The 11,955-nt window shown below is 46.2% G+C and carries 12 protein-coding genes and 2 tRNA genes; 10 read left to right on the top strand and 4 right to left on the bottom strand.

Translation table 11 applies throughout. From position 1 onward, the window contains the following. Positions 1-17: 17 nt before the first annotated feature. The 3 genes from GPL15_RS06695 to GPL15_RS06685 all read right to left on the bottom strand — a co-directional run bounded on the left by GPL15_RS06695 (position 18) and on the right by GPL15_RS06685 (position 2,417). The gene (locus GPL15_RS06695; RefSeq protein ID WP_215697243.1) at positions 18-1,064 is read right to left on the bottom strand and encodes a V-type ATPase subunit; all 1,047 of its coding nucleotides are present in this window, start codon (positions 1,062-1,064) and stop codon (positions 18-20) included. A 3-nt stretch (positions 1,065-1,067) separates the two neighbouring features. After that, the gene (locus tag GPL15_RS06690; protein WP_215697241.1) at positions 1,068-1,379 is read right to left on the bottom strand and encodes an ATPase; all 312 of its coding nucleotides are present in this window, start codon (positions 1,377-1,379) and stop codon (positions 1,068-1,070) included. A 219-nt stretch (positions 1,380-1,598) separates the two neighbouring features. Continuing rightward, complete coding sequence (locus GPL15_RS06685) at positions 1,599-2,417, bottom strand: SH3 domain-containing protein (protein WP_215697239.1); 819 nt, start codon at positions 2,415-2,417, stop codon at positions 1,599-1,601. 202 nt (positions 2,418-2,619) lie between these two features. Between GPL15_RS06685 and trmB the strand changes: the two genes are divergently transcribed. The 8 genes from trmB (at position 2,620) to GPL15_RS06645 (ending at position 5,227) form a co-directional block, all read left to right on the top strand. Beyond that, on the top strand, positions 2,620-3,270 hold the full coding sequence (gene trmB, locus GPL15_RS06680) for a tRNA (guanosine(46)-N7)-methyltransferase TrmB (RefSeq protein WP_215697237.1): 651 nt from the start codon (positions 2,620-2,622) through the stop codon (positions 3,268-3,270). A 30-nt stretch (positions 3,271-3,300) separates the two neighbouring features. Continuing rightward, positions 3,301-3,447, top strand: a complete 147-nt coding sequence (locus GPL15_RS06675) for a hypothetical protein (RefSeq protein ID WP_215697236.1) — start codon at positions 3,301-3,303, stop codon at positions 3,445-3,447. A gap of 1 nt (position 3,448) precedes the next feature. After that, positions 3,449-3,649 carry a hypothetical protein gene (locus tag GPL15_RS06670; protein ID WP_215697235.1) on the top strand — a complete coding sequence of 67 codons (201 nt, stop codon included), beginning with the start codon at positions 3,449-3,451 and terminating at the stop codon, positions 3,647-3,649. Between the two features lie 88 nt (positions 3,650-3,737). Beyond that, positions 3,738-3,810 (top strand) — tRNA-Lys (locus tag GPL15_RS06665). A 369-nt stretch (positions 3,811-4,179) separates the two neighbouring features. Beyond that, positions 4,180-4,491, top strand: a complete 312-nt coding sequence (locus GPL15_RS06660; protein WP_215697234.1) for a DUF4258 domain-containing protein — start codon at positions 4,180-4,182, stop codon at positions 4,489-4,491. Between the two features lie 8 nt (positions 4,492-4,499). Further along, positions 4,500-4,721, top strand: coding sequence for a type II toxin-antitoxin system MqsA family antitoxin (locus GPL15_RS06655; RefSeq protein WP_346344908.1), 222 nt, complete (start codon positions 4,500-4,502; stop codon positions 4,719-4,721). A 148-nt stretch (positions 4,722-4,869) separates the two neighbouring features. Then, positions 4,870-5,049: a hypothetical protein gene (locus GPL15_RS06650; protein ID WP_215697232.1), complete on the top strand. Its 180-nt coding sequence runs from the start codon at positions 4,870-4,872 to the stop codon at positions 5,047-5,049. 105 nt (positions 5,050-5,154) lie between these two features. Next, positions 5,155-5,227, top strand: a tRNA-Lys gene (locus GPL15_RS06645). Between the two features lie 56 nt (positions 5,228-5,283). Here the strand turns inward: GPL15_RS06645 and GPL15_RS06640 are convergent. Further along, positions 5,284-6,630, bottom strand: a complete 1,347-nt coding sequence (locus GPL15_RS06640) for a sulfatase-like hydrolase/transferase (protein ID WP_215697231.1) — start codon at positions 6,628-6,630, stop codon at positions 5,284-5,286. A 227-nt stretch (positions 6,631-6,857) separates the two neighbouring features. On the opposite strand from GPL15_RS06640, the gene GPL15_RS06635 reads away from it, so the two are divergent. Together GPL15_RS06635 and GPL15_RS06630 are read left to right on the top strand one after the other, a co-directional pair. Then, positions 6,858-8,918, top strand: a complete 2,061-nt coding sequence (locus GPL15_RS06635; RefSeq protein WP_215697230.1) for a glycoside hydrolase family 65 — start codon at positions 6,858-6,860, stop codon at positions 8,916-8,918. Between the two features lie 29 nt (positions 8,919-8,947). Then, a complete protein-coding gene (locus GPL15_RS06630) occupies positions 8,948-11,950 on the top strand; it encodes a glycosyl hydrolase (RefSeq protein ID WP_215697228.1) in 3,003 nt (1,000 codons plus the stop codon). Positions 11,951-11,955 lie beyond the last annotated feature (5 nt).

Raw genomic sequence — 11,955 nt, 5'->3', positions numbered from 1 at the left:
GGTGTAAACCTCCTTTGCTAGTTTCTGGCTGCCAGCGAATAGATTTCTGCGGGCTCCAGGCCATAACGTATCCCCTCTATAATCGTTATAATTTTGTTGATTTCCTGCTCCTTAAAGTAAAGATACGCGTTTAAAGAAGCGATGGAATACGGATTCCGTTGACGGGTCAGTTTGTGAATCCGGTCTAAAACTTTTGTATACAGCTCTTCCAGATTGGGATATTCTGAAAGGTTTGAAATGCTTAAATTCCCATAATAAGTATTTTTAAGAAGGGAATAGAACTCCTCTGTGGTGTCGGCTTCAGCCAGTCTGATGATGTCGGCCTTTTTCAGGCGGTGGTAAATCGGTATCAGAAGGGCGTAGATATCGGCCGGAGCCAGTTCATAATACTTCTTGGACCGGTAGATCCACTGAAGGTTTAAAAGATCCAGTTTTGCGCCGAAACACTGGGAGAGGATGGCCTGTTCAGATTTGGACAGATATTTGTTTTTAATCTTCCACATGGTCTTGAAATAGAAAAGATCCAGCTGCATTTCATAGTCAAAAAGCGTGGGTGAATCTGTATTTTCTATATGGGTGAGCAGGTCAAAAAAGGGCGTTCCGTTTAAATTGGCGATCAGCTCTGTCATGTCTTGGGAAGTGTATAATTTTATAAGATCAAGATTGGAATGTTTTTCAAAAAAATCGTGGAACATGGACAAATCCAGATCAAGTTCTCTGTGATCCAGAGCGCTTCGTAGACATCGTTTCAGGATCGCTACTTCGTAATGCATGAAATAAAGGTCCAAAAATTTGCGCTGTGAGAGATTGGAAAAGCGGTATAGTTTAGCGAAATCCTGATATTTGGACAGCACCAGCCGCTCTTCGATTTTGCCCCGGTGAAGTTCCTGGTCCTCCAGGCCGGAGAAAATAGCCGCATAGGCGGGCTGTTTCTTCAGGAATTCAACCGCATCCGCAACCGTTTCCAATGATGACATCTCATGAAACTGGGCGTCGGATATAAAATGGCTTTCCATGGCCCGTACCTTGGTAGTAAGGCCGCTGTAAGATAAAAGGCTCCCCATACGCTACTCCTTTATCATAGCCTGAAAAAGTTCTTTGGCATATGCACGATGGTTTAAGCGGTAGCTTTCTTCCATGTGTTTTAGCACTTCCTCGGCATCAGAACGCTGTTTTTCCAGCTTAGACTGCATGGTGGTTTCCATCTGCGCTCTTAAATCAGTGACTTTTTTAGCGGTTTCAGCTTCCAGGGCAGCATCGAAATCAGCAGTTTTCTTTTCCATCTCAGAAGCGAACTCTTTTTTGCGGGCATTAGCGGCCTCCATGATAGAAGCGGCGGTCTGCTCGATTTCGGATAATTTGTTGATGACGTTATCCACAGTTATCCCTCCTTGCCTGATTTATAGTTTCATGATGCATATATAATAAGAAGTTATACATCATATAAGAACTACTTAAACATAATACTCCTTTTTGTGAAAAATGCTATAGTGATTTTATATAAAAATAAATTTTTAACAATCTTCTTACGGACAAAAACGCCGAATAAGTATCGTTATACTGATATCTATCCGGCGTTCTTTTATGGAAATAAAAAGTTATTCTTTTGTCAAATACTGGCTGGCCACATAGGCCTCCGTGCCATTATAATCAATAACTGCCCATTCGTCATCATGGGCGCCTTTATAGGTAACCTCTGTTCCGGCGGCCAGAACCCCCAGTTTTTCTGCGCTGGTGGACGGTTCTTTTCTCACGTTCAGGGTGTCTGTTGTTTTATAAATTTCTTTTGCCAGAGTTTCAACCGGAACGCTTTCCGTCTCAGGCGGAGTGGTTTCTACCTGCTGCACTGTGGTTGTGGGTTCTGTAGAAGTTTCCTTAACCTCGTCTTTTCCCGGTTTAATGAACTTAATAACCGCGGCGATAAATGCGATGCAGAGAATTAATATAACAATCTTTAAAATCAACTGCTGATTAATGGCCGGGCCGCTCTTTTGGGCCGGTCTCCTTCTGCTCTTAGACGATCTGGAACCGCCGCCGCTGCCTGTGGGCCTGCGTTTGGTGCGGTAATCATTGGAAAATGTATAAACTTCCTGGGAAAGCAGATGATACGCCTGGTTTGCGTCGTATGCGTTGTCGCTGCCTTCATGAATCGCCTTATTCCCCAATATGCGGATTTTATGATAATGTTCGGAAGTTGTTTTGGTGATCCACTTTCCGAGGTATAATTCGTCGATTGTGCTGCTTAAATCACCATCAACGATACATGCCTTTTCTCCAAGGCACCGAACCATGTATTCAAGAGTTTGACGAGCTTTCACCATAGCCAGATTATACTGTTTCTGTCCAATGAGGCGCTCTGTCTCTTTCACCCCTTTTTGGATTTTTTCCCAACTGTTGCTTGTATCTACATTAGCCATAGATATCCTCCTTTGCACAATTGCTGTCTAACCTAACATGATTATACTCGATATTTGTCGTTTCTGCACGTAAAATTTTTACTTTGTAAGATAAATGTAAATACTATCAAAAACTTGCAATGGGAGCGGTGCAATGGTAGAATGTGAACATGTATGGACAAAGGCATTTATTTAGAAGATTATTACAGTTGGAGGAATCGTTATGAGACTACGCCATATTCCAGGCGCTGAAGAGGAAATAGAGAAGAGCCCGTATGTGGTTCACAATCCGGAAGAGAAAAAAGGGCATTGGGAAGAAGTGTTCGGCAACCAGAATCCCATCGAGATTGAAGTCGGCATGGGAAAGGGAAAGTTCATCATGGAACTGGCCAGGATGAATCCTGATATTAACTATATAGGAATTGAGCGGTATTCCAGCGTGCTGCTTCGGGGACTTCAAAAGAGGGCGGAGCTGGAACTGGGCAATCTGTATTTTATGTGCGTGGATGCCAAGGAGCTGGCAGAGTATTTTGAACTGGGTGAGGTGTCCAAGATTTATCTCAATTTTTCCGATCCGTGGCCCAAAGACCGCCATGCAAAACGCCGCCTCACATCCCCGGAGTTTATGAAGGTATATGACCAGATACTGAAAAAGGACGGTCTGGTGGAATTTAAGACGGACAATACAGGCCTGTTTGACTATTCCCTGGAATCCGTTCCCCAGGCGGGCTGGAAGATTCTCGCCTGTACAAAGGATCTCCATCACAGCCATATGGCGGAAGGCAATGTGATGACCGAGTACGAGACAAAATTCGCTTCGGAAGGCAAACCGATCTGCAAATTAGTGGCAGCCAGAGAGGTGTCCGGCATATAATAAATAGAAAGCGGATACAGTGGTGATGCTATGGCTATGCGGGATAACCTTACAAAAAAGCTTTCGCAGGCGACCGTGGATAAGATCGAGTTAAACCGTCAGGTGCTGAAACTTAAAAAGTCATTTGATGAAGCAGAAAAGGCTTTGAATGCGGGGAAGCGGAAGAGAGAAAAGTAAGATGATCACGGTTATGAAACGGCGGGTCAGACAGATTTATGAAAAAATCTGTCTGACCCGCCAATTTGTCAGCAGCCGTCTTTCCGGTAGAACGGAAAACTGGACGCTCAGCGCGGAGAGTAACCGGTTTTTTCTGTTTGAACTCATGGTTTTGGACAGGAAGGTGATGCAAATAGGGACATTGTGGGCGCGGAATGTGTAAAAAAATGTAAAAAAAGAAAAAAAGGGTTGATTTTTCTGCGGCGTTGGACTATAATTATTCTCGCTTCACTTAAATAATATATGCATAAGCGCCTTTAGCTCAGTTGGTAGAGCAGTAGACTCTTAATCTATTTGTCCGGGGTTCGAGCCCCCGAAGGCGCATTAAAAAGTACTGGTTTTGCAGACTGAGAGCTGCGGGGCTGGTGCTTTTCTTTTGCTTTATTTACAGGGGAAAACGTGGATTGGGAGAATTTAGGCTGATTCGGTTTTAGTTGGACTTAAACCTCAAAGGCTGTTATGGCTTTTGGGGTCTTTTTGCGTTTTAAAAAGGAGAATTAAAAATAACTTATGACTAATTCTTAGAAGAAGTGAAAGATGGTGATAAAAATAATAATGAGGTGCAGACAACTGAATACTAACCAACTAATAGCTGTAAATTAAAAAAGTATGACCTTGTATTTTCATACCTATTTGAATATAATGGAATTAAGGTAGAGATTACGGGGAAATAGGTCTGGAGGTAGGCATAGGGTGAATATCAAAGAATTGAAAAGACTTTTTGAGGAATCAAAAATAAAATGGTCAACCCATTGCCTGGAGCGGATGCAGGAGCGGGATATAAGCAGGGTTGATGTAAAAAATTGCATTTCCCATGGAGAAATTATTGAAGACTACCCGGAAGATTATCCGCATCCGAGCTGTCTGATTTTTGGCTATGCTGTGAATGGAAAGGTAATACATGTTGTGGCTGGAATGGGAATAGATACTATCTATATAATCACTGTATATTATGCTAATACGGTTAAGTTCGAAGAAGATTTAAAGACTAGAAAGGAGAGTTGATTATGTGTATGTTTTGTAAGTGTGATACGCTGAAACCCAGCTTTACAACACATGTAGTAAACTATCAGAACTGTATCATTGTTATAAAAAATGTACCATGTGAAGAATGTGAGCAGTGCGGAGCAAAGTACTATACAGATGAGGTGGCACAGCAGTTAGAGACTATGGTAAATACTGCAAAAAAATTGATGCAGGAAGTAGCTGTGATTGATTATTCTAAAGTGGCATAATGATTGATTTAAGCATGGCCGCATATATCTACCTGGTCGCCCAAAGAAAATAACCATTGTATATGGATAAAATAATATGCAGAATTAGACCTCAAAGGCTTTTATAGCTTTTGAGGTCTTTTTTCGTTTTTAAAAGGAGAATTAAAAAATGACTTATGATGAATTTTTGGATATGATAAAAGACAGAACACAAGAGAGGTTAGGTAAACTGTATAAAGTCAGGATAGAAAAGCAGTTGAATAACAATGGTGTTATGAAGGATACGCATTGTGTAAGCAGGGTGGAGGAACATACTATCCCTAACAGGGAAGCTGGCCCTATTATATGATACCAGGGAGAAAAAATGTCAAGACGCAGAAAAATTCATAAAAAACTTGACATTTTTCCTCATTCCTCTTATAATCATAAAAGTGTCGTATCAAGAAATTGTTATGCGCCTTTAGCTCAGTTGGTAGAGCAGTAGACTCTTAATCTATTTGTCCAGGGTTCGAGTCCCTGAAGGCGCACTTGAAAGTTCTGTTTTGGCAGGCTGTGAACTGCTGGGACGGGGCTTTTTTTTGCGTTATAAATCTTCTTCCCCGTTGAACAGCTTCAATTGGCCCATTTCTTTTTTCTCTGAACTGTGAATGACCGGAATTGTCTCTCCGGCCTCAGCCATCATTTTTTTCAGTTTTTCAGCTAAAACCCTGCATACAGGCTCATGGGATTTGGAGTTTATGAGATTATGCAGTTCATAGGGATCGTGTTCCAGATCATATAAAAATATTTCCGTATACTCTTCGCTGCCGTAATCCCGGACCGGATCTTTTCCCGGCGCTTCTACGGAATATTTCCAGCGGTCTGTGCGGATAGCCCTTCCCACCTGGCTTTCACTTATCTGAATGAAAATATCTCTGCCGGAAGGTTCCCGTTTTTCATGAAGGACGTAGGGCATGATGGAACGGCCCTGCATATCGCCGGGAACATTTAAGCCGCAGGCGTCCAATAAGGTAGGGGCCACATCGACTAAACTCACCTTTTCCCAAAGCCTGCCCCCTCCGGTAAATGGCCCGCCGTAAAAGGACAGGGGAATGCGGACAGAACTTTCGTGGCAGGAACGTTTATACTCTTTATTTCTGGTTTTAAAGTGGCATCCATGGTCTGTGGAATAGACCAGGATCGTATTTTCATCCATTCCAAGGCTTTTCAATGCGTCCTGAATTCGTCCCAGGGCTTCGTCCAGCCGCTTCACCATTCCGTAATATCCCCCCAAATGTTCCCAGGAAGTTCCGCCCAAAGCCCCTAAATCCGGCGGCATATATCCGGCTGGCATGTGTTTTAAGATGTCCGGGGCAGGAAAATCGTCATAACAATTTTGAAAATGAGGCTCTAAAAAGGAGAGGAATAAAAAGAAAGGTTTTTCTTCTTCCTTTCTGTCGTTGAGAAACCGGATGGCAGCATCCGCCAGGGCGTCCACCCGGTATCCGGGCAGTTCCACCGGCTGATCCTCATTATCATAGACCAGGGTGTGATAAGAGGTGGAAGTGTGCTCCAGTGAATTGGCGCCCAGCCACCATTGGTAGCCGCCGCGGCAGTCTTTGGGCACCGCATTCTTACCCTCCGCCAGATGCCATTTTCCAATATATCCCGTAAAATATCCCGCTTCATTGAAGTAGTCGGCCATTGTCTTGTGATCCTTTGACAGGGGGACGCTGTTCCGGTAATTCCCGGTTGTGGTAGCATACTTTCCGGTCTGCAAAACGGCGCGCGCCGGACCGCAGACCGGCTGGGGGCTGAATGCGTATTCGGCAAAAGTTCCGTTCATGGACATGCGGTCAAAATTGGGGGTCAGGCCGCAGGGATTATGTCCCATTCCGGTGGAATCATAGCGCTGCTGGTCCGTAAAAAAAACTAGTACATTATGTTTCATATCAATCCTCCATGCGGAGCGTCTTTGCGCAAATCTTGCGTTGCGAAAGCACGATCCTTTCTGTTTTTGTATTGATGTTTGATGATGACAGTATTTTAGCACCTGATTGGGCAGGAGAAAATAGAATGATCCTTTTTGGCCCGAAATCACTGTTTTTGTCCCTTAACACGGCAAGGGAAAAGGCTTAGAATGAACCTACCAATAATAATGGAGGGAAATATTTCGAAATGGAAGATAACAGAAAAATAGAGAGACGGAAATTAATCACACAGTATAACCCAAAATTGAAGATGGCGGATACGGCTTCGCCCCTCACTGTGGGAAATGGAGAATTTGCATTTACAGCCGATGTCACCGGCCTTCAGTCCCTGTATAACCGGTACAAAGAGGACTGTCCCCTGTGCACAATGTCCCAATGGGGATGGCATACGGCTCCGGCCGGCAGCGGTTTATACCAGTATACCCTGGAAGATCTTGAGATGACGGAGTTTTCCTACCGGGGGAGAACGGTGAAATACCCCAAAGACAGAAAAGCCGGAAATGAGGAAGTTTACCATTGGCTGAGACAGAATCCCCACAGGCTGAACCTGGGGAGAATCGGCATTTTATACCAGGACCGGGAGATAGAACCGGAGGAATTGTCCGGTATCAGTCAGGAATTAAATTTATACGAAGGCAGAATCACCAGCATTTACAGCCTGGATCAACAGCCTTGTAAAACGGAGGTATGCTGCGACAGCGAAAGCGATACCCTGGGGATCAGGATTCAAAGCCCCCTGCTGATGGAAAAAATGATGTCGTTGTTCATTTCATTTCCATATGGATCAGGCGAAATCACGGCCTCCGACTGGATTTCTGAAGAAAAGCATAGGACAGAACTGGTGAGCCGGGGGGATGGGGAAATAATCCTGAAAAGAAAACTGGACAGAGACATCTATTATGTCACCATCCGGGGGAACGGACTGGAATTCGACGCCGGGCAGATTGGCTGCCACATTCTGAAGCTTTATGGCTGCCGGGATACCATGGAATTAACCGTTACATTTTCGAAAGAAATGCCGAAAATGAATATGAGCTGTGAGCGGGTTTTTAAAAATGCTGAAGAATACTGGAAGGCATTTTGGGAAACCGGCGGTATGGTGCAGTTTTGCAGCGGGACGGATCAGAGGGCGGCCGAACTTCAGAGAAGGGTTCTGTTGTCCATGTACCTGCTGGCGGTCAATTGTGCCGGATCCATGCCTCCCCAGGAGACCGGGCTCACCTGTAACAGTTGGTATGGAAAGGCCCATTTGGAAATGCATTTCTGGCACAGCGCCTGGATGCCGCTGTGGAACCATGGGGAATTGCTGGAGCGGAGTCTGCCGTGGTATCTGAATCATAGGAAAGAGGCGGAGGAAAATGCCGCTAAAAACGGTTTTAAAGGGATAAGATGGCCCAAAATGGTGGCCTATGACTGTGTGGACAGCCCGTCGGATATTGCGCCCATGTTAATCTGGCAGCAGCCTCACATCATTTTTATGCTGGAACTGCTTTATCTGAGCGGCAGGGGGAATGAATTTCTTCAAACATATTGGAATCTGGTTAAAGAGACGGCGGAATTTATGGCGGATTTTGCAGTTTACGATGAGAAGGATCAAAAATATGACCTTCTTCCGCCGATCATACCGGTTCAGGAATGCCATAGGGCCGAAATCAGCAAAAATCCGGCATTTGAAGTGGAATATTGGAGATACGGCCTCCTGATTGCGTTAAAATGGGCTGAAAGGCTGGGAATGGAGCCGGATCATAGGTGGAGCCATATCTATGAAAATATGAGGGATGTTAAGAAGACAGATGATATTTATATGGCACATGAAACCTGTGCGGAAACATTTACCCGGTATAACATAGACCACCCGTCCATGCTGGGGATGCTGGGAGTGCTGCCGCCCGGGCGCATCGATGAACAGGCCATGGAAAAGACGCTGGAAAAAGTGATCGGGGAGTGGCAGTATGAAACCTTATGGGGCTGGGATTTTGCCGTAATGGCCATGACGGCGTCCAGGCTTCATAAGCCGGAACTGGCGGTAGACTGCCTCTTAAAAGAGACGCCTAAGAACGATTATGTGAAAAGCGGGAATAACCGGCAGAAAACAAGGCGGGATCTTCCGCTGTACCTGCCCGGAAACGGGAGCCTTCTTCTGGCGGTGGCCCTGATGGCAGCAGGAAGCAGCAGCGATCCGGAGAAGGGGAAGGGGTTTCCCGATACCTGGGAAGTTCTTTGTGAAAATATCAATCCGTATGTTTAATGCGGATGTCAGGCAGAGAGAGGCAGACTATGGACAGGAAAGAGTTAAAACTGGGAGTGCAGCCGTTTTGGTTTTGGAACGGAGAGATGAAAGAAGAGGAGATCGTCAGGCAGATAATAGAAATGAAGCAGAAAGGGATTCCGGGTTTTATGATTCATCCCAGGCAGGGAATGGAAATCCCCTATCTGTCCGGAGTATATTTTGACCGGGTTAAGCTGGCTGTGAAGACGGCTAAGGAGAACGGGATGGAGGTGTGGATTTATGATGAGTATCCATATCCCAGCGGCATATGCGGCGGGGAAGTGGTGCTGGACCACCCGGAATTTTTATGTAAACGGCTGAAGAAGTCCGTACACGAAGCGGAAGGCGGAAAAGAAGTGCGGCTGTTCGCCCCCTGGGGGCGGGTTATCCTGGCAAGAGCCTACCGCATAATAAACGGTTCCTGGAATCTGGATGATTATATCGATATCGGGGAATATGCGGGCACCGGATACCAGCAGGAAATTTTTCAATACAGCGGCCTGACAAAATACAATAAAAAGCGGTATTTTACAGGGGATTTAGGAAAGCTTCTGTGCTGGACGCCGCCAAAAGGGAAGTGGAAAATTTATTTTGTTACGGAAGTGGTGATGGATCATTTCAAATACTTCGAAAATTTCATCGATACCATGAACCCGGAGGCGGTTAAATACTTTATAGAGTTGACACATGAGAGGTACAAACAGGCTGTGGGGGATGAATTTGGACACACCATTAAAGGGTTTTTCACCGATGAAGTCACCGCGTTTCCCGATAAGGAGCCATGGTCCCCTCTGCTTCCGGGTCAGGTTATGAAACGGTATGGAATTGATTTGATCTCCTGCCTTCCGGCAATTTGGGAAGATGTGGGTGAGATTTCTTCCAAGGTCAGGTATGCATATTGGAACACTGCAACGGACTGTTTCATCGAAAGCTATGATAAACAGATTTATAACTGGTGCGGGGACAATGATTTGTTGTACACCGGTGAAAAACCGATCATGCGGAGCAGGGAATTGGAGTATGTACATATTCCGGGAATTGACGCGGGACACCAAAAAGCCGGGAGCGAGGCAAAAATGGTCAGCGAAAGATACCGTTCCAACGGAAAAATGATCAGCTCCGCGGCTCATTTTTATGATAAACCGGCGGCCCTCTGTGAAGCGGGCCACAGCATCGGCTGGGGCATGACAATGCAGGATTTAAAGTGGATCTTTGACTGGCTGGCAGTGCAGGGAGTGGACTTTTATGTGATCCATGGATTCTTTTATACCACAGACGGGCTGAAAAAATATGACGCGCCTCCTTCGGCGTTCTTTCAGATGCCGTGGTGGGAGGATGCGTCCTGCCTTACGGAATATGCCGCCGGCCTGGGGCGTTTTTTGCAGACATTAAAGCGCCGGATCAGGATTCTGGCAGTGGATCCGGTCACATCCGTATGGACGTCCGGTTTAGAAGAGCAGGTCTTGCTGAAAGAAGACTTTGCAAAAATGCAGAACGCCATGCTTTATCATGATCTGGATTACTATATCATCGACCCGGATCTTTTGGCACAGGGAACGGTGGCAGAAAGCGGGGAAAACACAAAATTTGTGATTCGTGGGGAAGAATACGAGGTGCTGTTGCTGCCGCCCATGAGGAATTTAGAAGCAGGGGCCTGCAAAAAGGTGGTGGAATTTGCAAAAAAGGGCGGTAAATTGTGCTCTTTGTCCGCCGTGCCGTTTGAACAGATAGAGAATTCGGATCAGGTAAAAGAGGTGGAAGGGCTTTTTGGGGGAAATGGACGGGAGATTTGGGACGCTTACAGAAACAGGGAACCCAGGGAATCCAGAAACATGGGAAATGTGTATTATGCGGCGGAAACAGAGGATTTGATCCTCTGGCTGAAGGAGAACTGCCCCGGCAGGTGGCAGATCACCCCGTTGGACGGCCTGGGAAGGGAAGGGATTCCGAGCGTCAGCGGAACCGGGGAAGACGGGCGGGAAGCACTCTTTTTAGTGAATACAACGCCGGTTGAACGGAAAATGCAGATACGGTTTCCGGGCGAAAACGCCAGAGAATTGATTCTGCCTGCCTTGGGATCTCAGATTGTGCGGCAGGGAGAGGCAGGAGAACGAAAATCACTCACAATATCTCTGGAGGAATGTATGGAATTTTCCACAGACAGGCCCAATGCCCTAAGGCTTTCCCGCTGGATCATGACCCTGCCGGACGGACAGGAGAAGGCGGTGGATACGGCTCCTGTGATCGACCAGTTGGAAGCGGCGGGATTTCTGCGGCCTGTGGTGCAGAAGAAGTATTTCGGCTGTCCCAAGGAACTGGAGTTTGAGGGGATTCAGGTTCGTTATCATATGGAATTTTACTGCGGTGAAATTCTGGATCAGGAGATTTATCTGGTGATGGAGCCGGGGACATTTTTAGGAGATTGGCAGATTCGGATCAATGGGCATGTTCTCAGGGAAGAAGATTTCGCCTCCAAAATGATCTATCTGAGTACAAACCTGGCGGCAGAAGTCAGCGGCCTGCTCCGGGAGGGGAAAAACCTGATTGAAGCGGACGTACAGGCGGATGTTTCCTATGGGGGTATGCGCAATCCTCTCTGTCTGTTTGGGGATTTCCGGGTGGGGGGAAAGGGGCAGACTTGGAACCTGCTCCCTCCCGTTCACAAGGGGAAGATGACAGAGTTGACGGAGCTGGGACTGCCTTTTTATTACGGGGAAATCACCTTTACAACATGGCTGTCTGCCTCAGTGGACGAGGGAGAAGATACTGTTTTGATTCAAATGGACGCGCCGTGGCTTTCCGATTCGGTGCGCCTGCGGACAGGCGGTTATGAAACAGGGGCCTGCGCGTGGCAGCCTTATATCTTTGAGGTGCCCGGCCGGGCGTTTGAAAATGGGGAAACCAGGCTGGATATTGTGGTTAAAACGACGGCGGCCGGTTTGTTTGAGGGGCAGAGGTTTTGCCGGGAAAAACATGTTTATGAAGATATTACGCCGGAAATGTGCCGTTAAACGGA

It is taken from the genome of Clostridium sp. MCC353 (assembly GCF_018785315.1).
In the GTDB taxonomy this organism is placed as follows: domain Bacteria; phylum Bacillota; class Clostridia; order Lachnospirales; family Lachnospiraceae; genus CHH4-2.
Note: the sequence above shows the minus strand (reverse complement) of the source record. Positions and strands in the feature narration are given on the sequence as shown.